Source organism: Photobacterium minamisatsumaniensis (assembly GCF_050336695.1).
GTDB lineage: Bacteria > Pseudomonadota > Gammaproteobacteria > Enterobacterales > Vibrionaceae > Photobacterium > Photobacterium minamisatsumaniensis.
The window spans coordinates 58,697-75,603 of sequence record NZ_JAKJSI010000039.1; the positions used below are offsets into that span (position 1 = coordinate 58,697).

Sequence of the window (16,907 nt, forward strand, 5' to 3'; positions counted from 1 at the left end):
AGGATAAAACCGTCGAGTCAAAGGAAAAAACATGAATAAAGTCTTGGTTGTCTCGCGCCAACAGGCGATCTACGAAAACTTATTGATAAAAGCACAACTGCCAGCGCTTGAACTCACTCAAGATCCTAAACTGGCGTCCATTATTTTAGCCGATCCCCCAAAGATCGTAAGCCAACTTGATCAATACCCTAACTTGCGCTGGCTACAATCAACCTTTGCCGGAATAGATGCCCTCACCCAACCCGGCCTGCGCCAAAATTATGCGCTAACCAATATCAAGGGTTGCTTCGGTCAACTTATCGCCGAATATGTGATTGGAGAACTCCTTGAGCACAGTCGTCACTTTAGCCATTACCACAAGCAGCAAACTCAAATTAACTGGCAACCCAAGCCCTACCGCACCATTGCAGGTCAAACCATGGTGATCCTCGGTACGGGGAGTATCGGAAGCCACTTAGCTCAAGTGGCTGCAGTCATGGGGATGCATGTTATCGGTGTGAACCGCTCGGGCGGAACGTCATGTACCGCTTTTAGTTCGATCTACCGCCTTGAACAACTCACAGAAGCACTCAGCCAAGCAGATGTATTGGTTTCAACCCTCCCTGCCACTGATCAGACTGATAACCTCCTAAATGGTAAAAGCTTAAACCATTGCCGCAATACGTTACTGTTCAATGTTGGTCGGGGGAATGCCATCTGTGAGCAGGGGTTGCTCGAGACCATTAACAGTGGTGCTATTCGGCATGCAATTCTTGATGTATTCAAGCAGGAGCCCCTACCTAAGAGCCACCCGTTCTGGCTGCATCCGAATATTACGGTCACACCACATATCGCCGCAGAGAGCTTTCCAGAGCAGGTAATGACTATCTTTATTGAAAACTATACCCGCTGGGTAGCTCAACAACCACTATGCTACCAAATAGACTTTGATCGCGGCTACTAAACCGGAAGGCAACCATGACCAAGCAACAACTTGATAACCTGCTCGATCAAGTTCGCCAGTGCTCGATCTGCCAAGATCACCTCCCGTTGGGGCCAAGACCAATTATTCAAGCAGCAAGCAGTGCGAAGCTGATGATTATCGGCCAAGCACCGGGTACAAAAGTGCATGAAACTGGGATCCCTTGGAATGACCCAAGCGGTGATCGCCTACGCCGCTGGCTCGATTTAGACTCGGAGACCTTCTACGACCCCAATCAAATCGCGATCATGCCGATGGGCTTGTGCTACCCAGGGAAAGGAAAGTCTGGGGATTTGCCTCCACGTCCAGAGTGCGCACCGCACTGGCACCCACAGGTGTTGCCATTGCTGCCCAATATCGGTATGACGCTAGTAATAGGTCAATATGCTCAACAACGCTACCTAGCAAACAAACCCAAGACGCTGACCGACACGGTGAGAGCGTGGCGTCAGTGGGCACCGAAGTACATACCCATGCCCCACCCTTCTCCCCGCAATACCTTATGGCTAAAGAGAAACCCGTGGTTTGAAGAAGATGTGGTGCCTTACATACGCGAGTACGTCCACCAGCATTTATCTCAATAAAAAGCGAATGTTTCACTCACAAAAAAGCCCACACAGTAAACTGTATGGGCTCATAATGCTTTTCCTCGGAGCTAAGAACCGAAGAGCCTACAAATAGTTTTATTTGTGGTAAGGCTTAGATAACTCATGCACCGCTTCAACGAATACACCGGCATTTTCAGGCGGTACATCAAGGTGAATACCATGGCCTAAGTTAAATACGTGACCTGTACCTTCGTCACCGTAACCTTCAAGAATCGTGGCGACTTCCTGACGAATACGTTCAGGTTGAGCGTATAGCATTGATGGATCCATGTTGCCTTGTAGGGCAACTTTATCACCGATACGCTTCTTCGCATCCGCAATGTTAATGGTCCAGTCTAGGCCAACAGCATCACAGCCAGTTGCTGCGATTTGCTCTAGCCACATACCACCATTTTTGGTAAATAGAGTCACAGGAACACGTCGACCTTCGTTTTCACGGATCAAAGCATCAACGATTTTGTGCATGTAACGCAACGAGAACTCATTGTAATCACGCGGTGTCAGCACACCACCCCAAGTATCAAATACCATCACAGACTGCGCGCCAGCTTTAATTTGAGCGTTCAAGTACTCAATCACGCTATCAGCCAGCTTATCAAGCAACAGGTGTAACGTCGCAGGCTCTGCATACATCATCTTTTTGATCTTAGTGAATGCTTTAGAGCTACCACCTTCAACCATGTATGTTGCAAGTGTCCATGGGCTACCAGAGAAGCCAATAAGAGGCACTTCGCCTTGTAGATCCTTACGGATTTGACGAACTGCATTCATTACATACTGCAGCTCACCTTCTGGATCCGGTAAACCGATTTTATCCACATCAGCCTTACAAGTGATTGGACGTTCAAACTTCGGCCCTTCGCCTGCTTCGAAATATAATCCCAATCCCATCGCATCAGGGATAGTCAAAATATCTGAAAATAAGATAGCGGCATCTAACGGGAAACGGCGTAACGGCTGTAATGTTACTTCGCTCGCGAGTTCAGCATTCTTACACAGCGACATAAAGTCTCCGGCTACACTACGGGTTGCACGGTACTCTGGCAGATATCGACCTGCTTGGCGCATCATCCATACTGGCGTACAGTCTACCGGCTGCTTTAGTAAAGCACGTAGATAGCGGTCATTCTTTAATTCGCTCATTGGGGACTCCATGGATTAATTCTGCGGCGTATTGTATCACTCTCGGCGGACAACAAAAGTGCCCATTTGTTAACCGGATCAAGTTTATAGCAACAATCATATCACCATATTTGCGGCCACTAGGGCTCTCATGGTACAAAATCTGCGCGCTAGTAATAATAACAATAACTTTGCTTCCAGAAAGCAAAATAACTGCACCTTACCCCTCCTTTCGGAGGGTTTTTTTATTCTATTTTTCAGTCATTAATTTTATCGTATGCTCGATAAGATCACGTGCAATAGTACCAGGCGGAGCCAAGTCAGGTAGCTGTTCTGCAGGAGCCCAAATGGCATCGCTTAACTCTTCATAATCAGGCTTTAGATCACCACCATCATAGTCAGCCAGAAAGCCCATCATTAGGTTCGAGGGAAAGGCCCACGGCTGGCTACCAAAGTAACGTATATTCGTAACGGTTATCCCCGTTTCTTCTTGCACTTCCCGGGCAACACACTCTTCCAAGGTTTCACCGGCTTCAACGAAACCCGCAATGACCGTGTACATGCCTGTTTTATGCCGAGGGTGCTGAGCAAGTAATATTTTATCGCCCTTACGTACAGCCACAATGACACACGGTGACAACCTTGGGTAGTGGTGGGTATGGCATTGCCCGCATACCATTGCGGTTTCTTTCTCGCCTAGCAGGCACTCTCCACCACATTGCGCACAATAGCGCTGGCTCTCACGCATATAAGAAAGCTGCGTCGCTTTTCCCGCCAAATTAAACAGTTTACCATCGAGAGACAGTAATTCTCGCTGGCTATGAAACCCTTCAGCAGGCATATTTTGGGGCGCATCTAACCAATAAACAGGATGATCTTGGTATTCACCAATTTTTAAAGCGTTTGCACTATCTATAGGCAACTCTTTACGGGTGAGCAGCGGAAGTGTATGGTTTTGCAAATATAATGTGCGATTTTTAACTACGCACCAATAGGCCAATTCTTGTTTTTTTAACATCAATGTTACATCCATCCTTGCAGGGTATCGTTTTTACTGGCAATCTAAACTTAGTAGCGGAAATGAATCCGCGATACCTCACTGAAAAATTCATCAACGAGGTATAATACAAGGTACTCTTATATAAGAGATTGACAGGTATCGTTTTCAGTACCCCTGTCTCGGTACTGTAGATCATGAGGGCATGGTCATGTTAAGCAAATTTGAGCAAGTTCAAAAGCAATGGGGTGGTACAAGTGACGTTATTGATCACTGGCTACTGTCACGACAGCAATTACTCATCGATTACTGCAAGTTAGCAGGTCTTCCCCCTTTCGAGCAAAATAATCGACAGCTTCCCACATCTGCACAACTGCAACTTTTTAGCCAACAATTAGTCGACTATATCTCTGAAGGTCACTTCAAGATCTACGATATGGTCATGGAACGCTGGAATGCGACGGGCTATTCACCAACAGAAGAAATTGCCCAGTTGTATACACAAATCACCCAGACAACTGATCCACTGTTAAATTTCTCAGAGAAATACTGCGACACTAACGAAGGTAATCAGCTCGATGATTTTGATGCAGATCTATCTGGTATTGGTGAGCTTATCGAAATACGTTTCGCGCTTGAAGATAGATTAATTGAATTGATCAGTGAAAGCCTAGCCTGCCCTCCGGGCGCATAGACTTTCATACAACAGCCCTCCACCAGCCTAGCAATAGTTAGGCTGGCATTTTACATGCCGAATTTCACTCATCTAACTATTTATTCCCTCCTTCTAGTACCTGATTTATGTCATGCATTTAAACCGACCTCTATTGTATTTGACTTCTGTATACCAAATAGCAGGCAACAAAAAGGCACCCCGAAGGGTGCCCTTTTAAGCTAACATAAACAACGATGATTAATCGTCGCTTAGGCCTGCGTTAAGTAGTGCCGCTAGGTCTTGAGATGCTTGCTCAGCATCAACCTGAGGTGCTACTGGCTCTAGCTCTGCATCACGATCACGTTGACGTTTCTGATGGTACGCATAACCAGTACCAGCAGGGATCAGACGACCAACGATAACGTTCTCTTTCAGGCCACGTAATTCATCACGCTTACCAGAAACCGCAGCTTCTGTTAGTACGCGAGTCGTTTCCTGGAACGATGCCGCTGAAATGAACGATTCAGTTGCAAGCGATGCCTTAGTGATACCCAGTAGATCACGCTCGTATGTTGCAATCAACTTACCTTCAGCTTCAAGCTTACGGTTAGTAATTGTTACACGAGAGTACTCTAGCTGCTCACCAGGTAAGAACTCAGAGTCACCAGCCGTTACGATAGTAACTTTACGCAGCATCTGACGAATAATTGTCTCGATGTGCTTATCGTTAATCTTAACGCCCTGTAGACGGTAAACTTCCTGAACCTCGTTTACGATGTATTCTGCAACTGCGTGAACACCACGTAGACGCAGGATATCGTGCGGAGCTTCTGGACCATCGGCGATTACATCACCTTTCTCAACCTTCTCACCTTCGAATACGTTCAACTGACGCCACTTAGGAACCATTTCTTCGTATGCGTTGCCTTCAGAAGGCGTGATGATTAGGCGACGTTTACCTTTCGTCTCTTTACCGAACGAAACAAGACCCGTGATTTCAGCAAGAATTGCTGGCTCTTTCGGCTTACGTGCTTCGAACAGGTCAGCAACTCGTGGTAGACCACCCGTGATATCTTTCGTACCGCCAGATGCTTGAGGAATACGCGCTAACGTATCACCAATACCAACCATTGCGCCATCTTCTAGCTGGATGATTGCTTTGCCCGGTAGGAAGTATTGAGCTGGTACATCTGTACCGGCGATCATTACATCATGACCGTTTTCATCAACGAGCTTAACTGTTGGACGCATGTCTTTACCCGCACCGGTACGCTCTGCAGCGTCTAGTACAGTGATCATAGACAGACCTGTTAAATCATCAGTTTGACGAGAAACAGTTACGCCATCAATTAGGTCAACAAATTGGATACGACCTGCCACTTCAGTGATGATTGGCATTGTATGCGGGTCCCAGTTAGCGATAATTTCGCCAGCTTTAACTTCCGCAGCATCACCTTTAGTTAGGTGTGAGCCGTATGGCAGTTTGTAGTTTTCTTTAGTACGACCAAACTCATCGATAACGCTCATTTCTGACGCACGAGAAGTGATAACTAGCTTGCCTTCGTTGTTAGTAACAAACTTGGCATTATGTAGTTTCATCGAACCGTTGTTCTTAACCTGGATGCTGTTTTCAGCAGCAGCTGCAGATGCCGCACCACCAATGTGGAACGTACGCATTGTTAGCTGTGTACCTGGTTCACCGATTGACTGAGCAGCAACAACACCGACTGCCTCACCCGTGTTAATCAAGTGACCACGTGCTAAATCACGACCGTAACATAGTTTACAACAACCGAAGTCATTCTCACACGTTACAACCGAGCGTACTTTCACCTGGTCTACTGAGTTCTCTTCCAGAATGTCACACCACTTCTCATCAAGAAGCGTGTTACGTGGAGCAAGAATTTCATCAGTACCTGGCTTAATAACGTCTTCAGCAACAACACGACCAAGAACACGATCACCTAGCTGCTCTTTAACATCACCACCTTCAACTAGAGGTGTCATGGTGATACCAGCATGAGTACCACAATCGTCCGCAGTAATTACTACGTCCTGTGCTACGTCAACTAGACGACGAGTTAGGTAACCGGAGTTAGCTGTCTTAAGTGCGGTATCCGCAAGACCCTTACGAGCACCGTGAGTCGAGATGAAGTACTGAAGTACGTTCAAACCTTCTTTAAAGTTCGCAGTGATCGGCGTTTCGATGATTGAGCCATCCGGCTTAGCCATCAGACCACGCATACCAGCAAGCTGACGAATCTGCGCAGCAGAACCACGAGCACCAGAGTCGGCCATCATGTATACGCTGTTGAACGATTTCTGCTGTTCTTCTTCGCCGTCACGGTTAATTACGGTTTCGACAGACAGGTTATCCATCATCGCTTTAGCAACCTGCTCATTGGCTGTTGCCCAGATATCGATAACTTTGTTGTAACGTTCGCCAGCAGTTACAAGACCAGATTGGAACTGCTCTTGAATTTCTGCAACTTCAGCTTCAGCTTCAGCGATCTTAGTGTATTTAGCTGCAGGAACGACCATATCATCGATACCAACAGATACACCAGAGAGTGCAGCGTAAGCAAAACCTGTGTACATGATTTGGTCAGCAAAGACGACTGTCTCTTTCATGCCCAATTCACGGTAACAAGTGTTCAGCAACTTAGAAATCTGCTTCTTGCCTAGCGCTTCAGTGTTCACAAGGTCATAAGAAAGACCTTTTGGAACAATCGTCCATAGCATTGCACGGCCAACAGTTGTGTCGATAAGCTTAGTATCAGCAACTAGGTTGCCTTGCTCATCGTAGCTGTGCTCTGTAATACGAACTTTAACGCGAGCATGCAGCTCTGCATTCTTAGTACGATATGCTTTCTCTGCTTCTGCAGGTCCAGCAAGGTACATGCCTTCACCCTTCGCGTTGATTTTCTCACGCGTCATGTAGTAAAGACCCAATACAACATCCTGAGAAGGTACGATGATTGGATCACCAGACGCTGGCGATAGGATGTTATTAGTAGACATCATCAGTGCACGAGCTTCTAGCTGTGCTTCCAGTGTTAGAGGTACGTGTACCGCCATCTGGTCACCATCGAAGTCGGCGTTATATGCCGCACACACTAGTGGGTGAAGCTGAATCGCTTTACCTTCGATTAGTACTGGTTCAAATGCCTGAATACCTAGACGGTGCAATGTTGGTGCACGGTTAAGCATTACTGGGTGTTCACGAATCACTTCGTCTAGGATATCCCAAACAACAGCTTCTTCGCGCTCTACCATTTTCTTAGCAGCTTTGATCGTTGTCGCAAGACCACGAGTTTCTAGCTTACCGTAGATGAATGGCTTAAATAGCTCTAGTGCCATCTTCTTAGGAAGACCACACTGATGCAGGCGTAGGTATGGACCTACTGTGATAACAGAACGACCTGAGTAGTCTACACGCTTACCAAGAAGGTTCTGACGGAAACGACCCTGCTTACCTTTGATCATATCAGCCAAAGATTTCAGAGGACGCTTGTTAGAGCCAGTGATAGCGCGGCCACGACGACCGTTATCTAGCAATGCATCAACAGATTCCTGAAGCATACGCTTTTCGTTACGTACGATAATATCAGGAGCAGCCAGATCTAAAAGACGCTTCAGACGGTTGTTACGGTTGATTACGCGACGGTACAGATCATTCAGATCTGAAGTAGCGAATCGACCACCATCTAGCGGTACCAACGGACGTAGATCCGGCGGCAGAACTGGCAATACAGACAGGATCATCCACTCTGGGTTGTTACCTGACTGTAGGAATGCTTCTACAAGCTTAAGACGCTTGGTTAGTTTCTTACGCTTAGTTTCAGAGTTAGTTTCTTCTAGCTCTTCACGCATAAGTTCGATTTCAGCATTTAGGTCCATGTTACCCAATAATGCTTTAACCGCTTCTGCACCCATCTTCGCGTCGAACTCGTCGCCCCACTCTTCAAGTGCATCAAGGTACTGTTCTTCTGACAGTAACTGACTACGCTCAAGGTTGGTCATACCAGGTTCAACAACAACATATGATTCGAAGTAAAGTACACGCTCGATATCACGTAGCGGCATGTCCATTAACAGACCGATACGAGATGGCAGTGACTTAAGGAACCAGATGTGGGCAACAGGTGAAGCTAGTTCGATGTGACCCATACGTTCACGGCGAACTTTGGTCTGAGTAACCTCAACACCACATTTTTCACAGATAACACCACGGTGCTTCAGGCGTTTGTATTTGCCACAAAGACACTCGTAGTCTTTTACTGGGCCAAAGATACGTGCACAGAATAGACCGTCACGCTCAGGCTTAAAAGTACGGTAGTTGATGGTTTCTGGTTTTTTAACTTCACCAAAAGACCATGAACGGATCATGTCAGGTGAAGCAAGACCGATTTTGATTGCATCAAATTCTTCAGTCTTGTGTTGTGCTTTCAGAAACTTAAGTAAGTCTTTCACATTTGGCTCCTGTGAGGAGTTGACCCATAAAGGCGCCAGTCTGCTGGCGCCTTCATATTTATACCGGAGTAACTAATAAGGTTGGCAATGCCGTGCTTATTCGTCTTCCAGCTCGATGTTGATACCCAACGAGCGGATTTCTTTCAACAATACGTTGAACGATTCCGGCATACCAGGTTCCATACGATGGTCGCCATCGACGATGTTCTTATACATCTTCGTACGGCCGTTAACGTCATCCGACTTAACAGTTAGCATTTCCTGTAGAGTGTAAGCAGCACCATATGCTTCTAGTGCCCATACTTCCATCTCACCGAAACGCTGACCACCGAACTGAGCTTTACCACCCAGCGGCTGCTGAGTAACAAGGCTGTAAGAACCGGTAGAACGGGCATGCATCTTGTCATCAACCAAGTGGTTCAGTTTCAGCATGTACATGTAACCAACGGTTACAGGACGCTCAAACATGTCACCGGTGCGACCGTCAAACAATTTCAACTGACCAGATTCAGGTAGATCACCAAGCTTCAACAGTTCTTTGATAGATGACTCAGGAGCACCATCAAATACTGGTGTTGCAATCGGTAGACCCGCACGTAAGTTCTGAACTAGAGTGCGAACTTGATCATCAGACAACTCAGCAATATCTACGTTCTGGCGAGTATCACCAAGATCGTAAACTTTCTGTAGGAAGTTACGGAACTTATGTAACTCCTGCTGTTGCTTAAGCATCTCGTTAAGTTTGTCACCGATACCTTTCGCTGCAAGACCTAAGTGAGTCTCCAGGATCTGACCGATGTTCATACGAGACGGTACACCCAATGGGTTAAGTACGATGTCTACAGTTTGACCTTTTTCATCGTACGGCATGTCTTCAACAGGGTTAATCTTAGAGATTACACCTTTGTTACCGTGACGACCCGCCATCTTATCACCAGGTTGGATACGACGCTTAACAGCTAGGTAAACCTTAACAATTTTAAGGACACCTGGTGCTAGGTCATCACCCTGAGTGATCTTACGACGCTTGGTTTCAAACTTCTTATCAAATTCAGCTTTTAGCTCGTCATACTGTTCAGCAAGCTGTTCCAGTTGATTCTGCAAAGCTTCATCGTCAAGCGTTTGTGCAAACAGCGTTTCGCGGTTCATTGAAGATAGTTTATCTTCGCTGTAACCAGCAGAAAGTAGAAGCGTACGAACACGAGCAAGAAGACCACCCTCAAGGATCTGGAATTCTTCTGTGATATCTTTCTTCGCTTCTTTCAGCTGCATCTCTTCAATTTCAAGAGCACGCTTGTCTTTTTCTACGCCATCACGTGTAAATACTTGCACGTCGATGATCGTACCAGACACAGAGTTTGGTACACGTAGTGAAGAATCTTTAACATCCGATGCTTTTTCACCGAAGATAGCACGTAGTAGCTTCTCTTCAGGCGTTAGCTGAGTTTCACCTTTAGGTGTCACTTTACCAACGAGGATGTCACCACCCTTAACTTCAGCACCAATGTAAACGATACCTGACTCATCCAGCTTAGAAAGAGCCGCTTCACCCACGTTAGGGATATCAGCAGTAATTTCTTCAGCACCTAGCTTCGTATCACGCGCCACACAAGAAAGCTCTTGAATGTGGATAGTTGTCAGGCGATCTTCCTGAACAACACGCTCTGATACTAAGATGGAATCCTCAAAGTTGTAACCATTCCAAGGCATGAACGCGATACGCATGTTCTGGCCAAGGGCTAGTTCACCAAGGTCTGTTGAAGGACCATCTGCAAGTACATCGCCACGTGACACAGGCTCGCCAGGCATCACAGTTGGACGCTGGTTGATACATGTGTTCTGGTTAGAACGGGTGTACTTAGTCAGGTTATAGATATCGATACCAGCTTCACCTGGTACTAGCTCGTCTTCGTTAACTTTGATAACGATACGAGAAGCATCTACTGACTGTACTTGACCGCCACGTTTAGCTACGGCTGTTACACCGGAGTCAACGGCTACGTTACGCTCAATACCTGTACCAACTAACGGCTTATCAGCACGTAGTGTTGGAACAGCCTGACGTTGCATGTTCGCACCCATTAGGGCACGGTTAGCATCATCGTGCTCTAGGAATGGGATCAGAGATGCCGCCACAGATACAACCTGGTTGGTTGCAACGTCCATGTATTGAACATGGTCACGTGGGTGCAGACCTGAATCACCTTTCTGGCGAGCAGTGATTAGTTCATCAGTGAATGAACCATCGTCATTAAGCGCGGCGTTTGCCTGAGCGATAACATACTGGCCTTCTTCGATAGCTGATAGGTACTCGATATCCTCGGTTACCTTGCCATCAACCACTTTACGGTATGGAGTTTCCAAGAAACCGTAAGGGTTACACTGCGCAAATGCAGACAGTGAGTTAATCAGACCGATGTTTGGACCTTCAGGAGTTTCGATTGGACATAGACGACCATAGTGAGTCGCGTGTACATCTCGAACTTCAAAACCTGCACGTTCACGAGTCAGACCACCTGGACCAAGCGCCGAGATACGACGTTTGTGAGTAACTTCTGACAGTGGGTTGTTCTGGTCCATAAACTGAGACAGCTGAGAAGAGCCAAAGAACTCTTTTACTGCCGCAGAAATTGGTTTCGCATTAATTAGGTCCTGAGGCATGATTGCATCAAGATCGCCTAAACTTAGACGCTCTTTAACAGCACGCTCAACACGAACTAAACCAACGCGGAACTGGTTTTCAGCCATTTCACCAACAGAACGGATACGACGGTTACCCAGGTGGTCGATATCATCAACTTCACCACGGCCGTTACGGATCTCAATCAGTTTCTTCATCACTTCGATAATATCGCTGTGATCAAGAATACCGGCACCTGTTGTTTCTTCACGTAGAAGTGAGCTGTTGAACTTCATACGGCCCACAGCAGATAGATCGTAGCGGTCTTCAGAGAAGAACAAGCTCTCGAACAACTGCTCAGCAGCTTCACGTGTTGGTGGCTCACCAGGACGCATCATGCGGTAGATTTCAACTAACGCACTCAGACGGTCAGTCGTACTATCGACACGAATTGTGTCAGACATGTACGGACCGTAATCCAAATCATTGGTGAATAGAACTTCAAGAGACTTGTGGCCTGCTTGAGAAAGCAGAGCAAGTGCCTCTAGGCTCAATTCTTGGTTCGCAGCAGCAATTAGCTCGCCAGTATCTTCGTTCACGTAATCACGTGCAGCGATTTTACCAACGATGTATTCAACAGGCACTTCGATGTGATCAACACCGTCTTTGCCAAGCTGGCGAATATGACGTGCGGTGATACGGCGGCCTTGTTCTACGTACAATTTACCATTTGCTTCAATGTTGAAACTTGCAGTTTCACCACGTAGGCGTTCTGGTACTAGCTCCATAACCAGAGACTTGCCCTGTACTTCGAAGTTTACTTTATCGAAGAACATGTCAAGGATCTGCTCAGTTGTGTAGCCTAGAGCACGAAGAATAATTGAAGCTGGAAGCTTACGACGACGGTCGATACGTACGAATACGTTATCCTTAGGATCAAATTCGAAATCCAACCATGAACCACGGTATGGGATTACGCGTGCGTTATATAGCACTTTACCTGAGGAGTGGGTTTTACCCTTATCGCTGTCGAAGAAGACACCCGGGCTACGGTGCAGCTGGGATACGATAACCCTCTCGGTACCGTTAATAACGAAAGTACCGTTATCAGTCATGAGCGGAATTTCGCCCATGTAAACTTCTTGTTCTTTGATGTCTTTAACTGTGCCAGCAGGTGCGTCTTTGTCGTACATAACAAGACGAAGCTTTACACGTAGCGGAGCTGAATAAGTTACGCCACGAATTTGACATTCTTTAACATCGAAGACCGGCTCACCGAGACGATAGCTAACGTATTGCAGCTCGGAATTGCCGTTATAGCTCTGAATTGGAAAAACAGAACGAAAGGCAGCTTCTAGACCGTAATGCCCTTCTGGATCCTGCTCGATGAACTTTTTAAAAGACTCAAGCTGGATCGACAGCAAGTATGGTATGTCCAACACTTGTGGACGCTTACCAAAATCCTTACGGATACGCTTTTTCTCGGTATAAGAGTAAACCATAGGTTCCTCAGATCGCTGATAAGTGATCCAAACTGCTCAAAACGAGGAGCAGTGACTAATGACACTGTTTATTGTAGGAACAGCTTTATGAAAAAACTGTTTTTTTGCACGAATAGTGGTCGCAAAACAATGTGAAAAACACCACTACCCTACAGCGCAAAAAGGCCGGTGGCAATTAGCCACCAGCCATTAGCCAATTAAGGCTAAGAAATTAAGTAATTATTACTTAATTTCAACAGAAGCACCAACTTCTTCTAGCTGTGCTTTAAGAGCGTCAGCTTCAGCTTGGTCAACGCCTTCTTTTAGTGCAGAAGGAGCGTTGTCTACTAGAGCTTTAGCTTCTTTAAGACCTAGGCCAGTTGCGCCACGTACAGCTTTGATAACTTGTACTTTCTGTGCGCCAGCAGCTGTTAGGATTACGTCAAACTCAGTTTGCTCTTCAGCAGCTTCTGCTGCTGCGCCGCCTGCTACAACTGCAGCTGCAGCAGTAACACCGAATTTTTCTTCCATAGCTTCGATAAGCTCAACAACTTGCATTACAGACATTTCTGCAACTGCGTCTAGGATTTGCTCGTTAGTGATAGACATAACAATTCTCTTTGAAATCAACAATTAATTTAATATAGCGTTCAGATAAAACAGGGACAATTAAGCCGCTGCTTCTTCTTTCTGATCGCGTACAGCTGCGATAGTACGTACCAGCTTGCCAGCTGAAGCTTCTTTCATGCACATCATTAGGCGTGCAATAGCTTCGTCGTAAGTTGGTAGTGTCGCAAGTACTTCTGCGTCAACAACAGCGCCTTCGAATGCGGCTGCTTTGAACTCAAAATCTTTATTCTCTTTAGCAAAGTCTTTGAAAAGACGAGCTGCAGCACCTGGGTGCTCATTAGAGAAACCGATTAGTGAAGGACCAACGAAAACGTCTTTTAGACATTCGAAATCAGTACCTTCAACTGCACGACGTGCTAGTGTGTTACGAACAACTTTCAGGTAAACGCCGTTTTCACGAGCTTGTTTACGTAGAGAAGTCATCGCACCAACTGCAACGCCACGAGAGTCAGCAACAACTGCAGACAGGGCACCATTGGCAGCTTCGTTGACTTCAGCAACAATTGCTTTTTTGTCTTGAAGATTTAATGCCATTGGAATAGCTCCTGGATTTTGCTGGGTTTCCCCAGTCATTACACCACTCACTGCCAGTATGACAGGAGAGTATTTACGGCGCAGATCCAAGATAGATTTACATCAATCATGTTCTGGCACCGTCTACGTAGGTAAATTAAGCTCTAAAAAGGGCACCTACGGTCTTGGACGAAGGTTAATTGACGAACAATCAACCTCAGCCATGAATTTGTGAACGCCAAATTATACACTAATTTGACGTTTCTGCAAATTATTGTGCGTTCGTTTCCAGAGAGTTCTGGTCTAGCGCTACACCTGCACCCATAGTGGTAGAGATGCTCACTTTCTTAATGAAGTGACCTTTCGCTGAAGAAGGCTTAGCTTTCTTCAGAGCAACTAGAAGAGACTCAAGGTTCTCTTTAAGTTGTGCAGCATCAAAGTCCACTTTACCGATAGTAGTGTGGATGATGCCGTTTTTGTCGTTACGGTAACGAACCTGACCAGCTTTAGCATTTTTAACAGCTTGAGCAACATTAGGAGTTACAGTACCAACTTTAGGGTTTGGCATTAGACCGCGAGGACCAAGAATAGTACCAAGCTGACCAACAACACGCATTGCATCAGGAGATGCAACAACAACGTCGAAGTTCATTTCGCCTTTCTTAACTTGCTCAGCAAGATCTTCCATACCTACTAGATCAGCACCAGCTTCTTTAGCAGCTTCAGCATTTGCACCCTGAGTGAATACCGCAACGCGGATTTCACGGCCAGTACCGTGTGGTAGCACAGTTGCGCCACGAACGTTCTGGTCAGATTTACGTGCATCGATACCAAGGTTAACAGCAACGTCAACACTTTCAGTAAATTTAGCAGTAGCTAGTTCTTTTAGAAGAGCAACAGCTTCATTGATGTCGTACTCACGTGCAACTTCAACTTTCTCGCGGATTACGCGCATACGCTTAGTTAGTTTTGCCATTGTCTTAACCCTCTACCACTAGACCCATTGAACGAGCAGTACCAGCAATCGAACGCTTCATAGCTTCGATGTCAGCACCTGTCATGTCCGCAGCTTTAGTTTCTGCGATCTCTTGGATCTGAGCGTCAGTTACAGTACCAACTTTCTCAGTGTTCGGACGGCCAGAACCAGACTTAACGCCAGCAGCTTTCTTAAGAAGAACAGCAGCAGGTGGAGTCTTAGTAATGAACGTGAAAGAACGGTCATTGTATACTGTGATAACAACTGGAGTCGGTAGACCTTTCTCAATTGAGTCAGTCTTAGCGTTAAACGCCTTACAGAATTCCATGATGTTTACACCATGTTGACCAAGAGCTGGACCAACCGGTGGACTTGGGTTTGCTGCACCAGCTGCAACTTGCAGTTTGATGTAAGCTTCTACTTTTTTAGCCATTGCTATATACCTAAATTTGGGTTCAAACGTCTATTTTCTACAAACAGACTCCCCGTCTAACGAAAGGGCGCGAAATTATAGTCTAATTTCACGCCCCTGACAACCAGAGTTGATTACTTATTGATCAACTCTTTTCAACCTGTCCGAACTCCAATTCTACTGGAGTAGCACGGCCGAAAATAGAGACAGACACTTTAACGCGGCTCTTGTCGTAATCGACTTCTTCCACAACGCCGTTAAAGTCTGCAAACGGTCCATCGGTAACACGTACAACTTCACCTGGTTCAAACATTGTTTTGTGAACAGGTGACTCGCTTGCTTTCTCTAGACGATTAAGAATAGCATCCGCTTCTTTATCCGAGATTGGCGCAGGACGATCTGATGTACCGCCGATGAAACCCATAACACGAGGGATACTACGTACCAAGTGCCATGTTTCATCATTCATTACCATCTGTACTAGCACATAGCCTGGAAAGAACTTACGTTCGCTCTTACGGCGCTGGCCTGCACGCACTTCAACCACTTCCTCTGTAGGTACTAGTACCTCATCAAAGTAGTCTTCCATGCTGTGCATTTTGATATGCTCGCGTAGAGATTGTGCGACACGGCCTTCAAAGCCAGAAAATGCCTGCACTACATACCATCGTTTTTTTGGAGCTTCGCTCATGAACTTTTACCTCACACACCGGTAACTAAGCGGACTAGACGGACCATGATACCGTCAATACCCCACAAGGCTAACGCCATAATGACAGTGACTGCTAATACGATAAAGGTTGTCTGCGTAGCTTCCTGACGAGTAGGCCATACTACCTTGCGGACTTCCATGCGCGATTCGCGTGCAAACGTGATCGCGGTTTTACCTTTTGCTGTAAATGCAGCAAGACCACCAGCCATTGCCACAAGAGCAACAACCGCAGCAGCACGCAGCACTACAGAAACATCACTGTACAGGTAATTACCAACCACAGCGGCAGCTAGCAAAGCAAATATAGTGACCCACTTTAGGCCATCCATACTGCTTGAACTGCTTTGGTTTTCGGCATTCGCTTTCATACAACCAACCTGTAACTAGTCTCAATATAGACGAAAATAACCCCGCGTTGGCGAGGCTAATTATGAAGGAAAGCACTAATGCCTTGATTACATGTTAAAAAACTTCATAGTAAAAATGTTTTCTTCTGCATTCTTGAGCAAAAAATACACTACTTCAAGAGATAGCGCAGAAAAAGGGCATCAAATGATGCCCTTTTTGGTACCGTTTCGTCAAATATTATTCAACGATTGTTGCTACAACACCAGCACCAACAGTACGGCCACCTTCACGGATAGCAAAACGTAGACCTTCGTCCATCGCGATAGGTGCGATTAGAGTAACAGTCATAGCGATGTTATCACCAGGCATTACCATTTCTACGCCTTCAGGTAGTTCGAT

14 protein-coding genes are annotated in these 16,907 nt (G+C 46.1%); 3 read left to right on the forward strand and 11 right to left on the reverse strand.

Features of this window, described 5'->3' with window-relative positions; all coding sequences use genetic code 11:
* Nucleotides 1-31: 31 nt before the first annotated feature.
* Together L4D78_RS20390 and L4D78_RS20395 are read left to right on the forward strand one after the other, a co-directional pair.
* Entirely contained in the window at nucleotides 32-943 is a 912-nt protein-coding gene (locus tag L4D78_RS20390) for a D-2-hydroxyacid dehydrogenase (RefSeq protein WP_428468634.1), read from the forward strand.
* 14 nt (nucleotides 944-957) lie between these two features.
* A complete protein-coding gene (locus tag L4D78_RS20395; RefSeq protein ID WP_428468635.1) occupies nucleotides 958-1,545 on the forward strand; it encodes a uracil-DNA glycosylase family protein in 588 nt (195 codons plus the stop codon).
* A gap of 99 nt (nucleotides 1,546-1,644) precedes the next feature.
* On the opposite strand, the gene hemE is transcribed toward L4D78_RS20395, so the two are convergent.
* Entirely contained in the window at nucleotides 1,645-2,712 is a 1,068-nt protein-coding gene (hemE, locus tag L4D78_RS20400) for a uroporphyrinogen decarboxylase (RefSeq protein ID WP_428468636.1), read from the reverse strand.
* 229 nt (nucleotides 2,713-2,941) lie between these two features.
* Nucleotides 2,942-3,709, reverse strand: coding sequence for an NAD(+) diphosphatase (gene nudC / locus L4D78_RS20405; RefSeq protein WP_428468637.1), 768 nt, complete (start codon nucleotides 3,707-3,709; stop codon nucleotides 2,942-2,944).
* Between the two features lie 184 nt (nucleotides 3,710-3,893).
* Between nudC and rsd the strand changes: the two genes are divergently transcribed.
* Nucleotides 3,894-4,382, forward strand: a complete 489-nt coding sequence (rsd, locus tag L4D78_RS20410) for a sigma D regulator (protein ID WP_428468638.1) — start codon at nucleotides 3,894-3,896, stop codon at nucleotides 4,380-4,382.
* Between the two features lie 219 nt (nucleotides 4,383-4,601).
* On the opposite strand, the gene rpoC is transcribed toward rsd, so the two are convergent.
* The 9 genes from rpoC to L4D78_RS20455 all read right to left on the reverse strand — a co-directional run.
* Nucleotides 4,602-8,816 (reverse strand): DNA-directed RNA polymerase subunit beta', encoded by a 4,215-nt coding sequence (gene rpoC, locus L4D78_RS20415; RefSeq protein WP_428468639.1) that lies wholly within the window; start codon nucleotides 8,814-8,816, stop codon nucleotides 4,602-4,604.
* Nucleotides 8,817-8,912: 96 nt separating this feature from the next.
* Nucleotides 8,913-12,938: a DNA-directed RNA polymerase subunit beta gene (rpoB, locus tag L4D78_RS20420; protein ID WP_428468640.1), complete on the reverse strand. Its 4,026-nt coding sequence runs from the start codon at nucleotides 12,936-12,938 to the stop codon at nucleotides 8,913-8,915.
* A 222-nt stretch (nucleotides 12,939-13,160) separates the two neighbouring features.
* Nucleotides 13,161-13,526: a 50S ribosomal protein L7/L12 gene (gene rplL / locus L4D78_RS20425; protein ID WP_428468641.1), complete on the reverse strand. Its 366-nt coding sequence runs from the start codon at nucleotides 13,524-13,526 to the stop codon at nucleotides 13,161-13,163.
* A gap of 60 nt (nucleotides 13,527-13,586) precedes the next feature.
* Nucleotides 13,587-14,081 carry a 50S ribosomal protein L10 gene (rplJ, locus tag L4D78_RS20430; protein ID WP_006233765.1) on the reverse strand — a complete coding sequence of 165 codons (495 nt, stop codon included), beginning with the start codon at nucleotides 14,079-14,081 and terminating at the stop codon, nucleotides 13,587-13,589.
* A gap of 250 nt (nucleotides 14,082-14,331) precedes the next feature.
* Nucleotides 14,332-15,036, reverse strand: coding sequence for a 50S ribosomal protein L1 (gene rplA / locus L4D78_RS20435; RefSeq protein WP_428468642.1), 705 nt, complete (start codon nucleotides 15,034-15,036; stop codon nucleotides 14,332-14,334).
* A 4-nt stretch (nucleotides 15,037-15,040) separates the two neighbouring features.
* Complete coding sequence (rplK, locus tag L4D78_RS20440; protein ID WP_107350964.1) at nucleotides 15,041-15,469, reverse strand: 50S ribosomal protein L11; 429 nt, start codon at nucleotides 15,467-15,469, stop codon at nucleotides 15,041-15,043.
* Between the two features lie 124 nt (nucleotides 15,470-15,593).
* The gene (gene nusG / locus L4D78_RS20445) at nucleotides 15,594-16,139 is read right to left on the reverse strand and encodes a transcription termination/antitermination protein NusG (RefSeq protein ID WP_428458423.1); all 546 of its coding nucleotides are present in this window, start codon (nucleotides 16,137-16,139) and stop codon (nucleotides 15,594-15,596) included.
* An 11-nt stretch (nucleotides 16,140-16,150) separates the two neighbouring features.
* Nucleotides 16,151-16,528 (reverse strand): preprotein translocase subunit SecE, encoded by a 378-nt coding sequence (gene secE, locus L4D78_RS20450; protein ID WP_428458422.1) that lies wholly within the window; start codon nucleotides 16,526-16,528, stop codon nucleotides 16,151-16,153.
* A gap of 217 nt (nucleotides 16,529-16,745) precedes the next feature.
* Nucleotides 16,746-16,907: EF-Tu C-terminal domain-related protein (locus L4D78_RS20455; RefSeq protein ID WP_489686022.1), on the reverse strand; the 162-nt coding region annotated here is incomplete at its 5' end.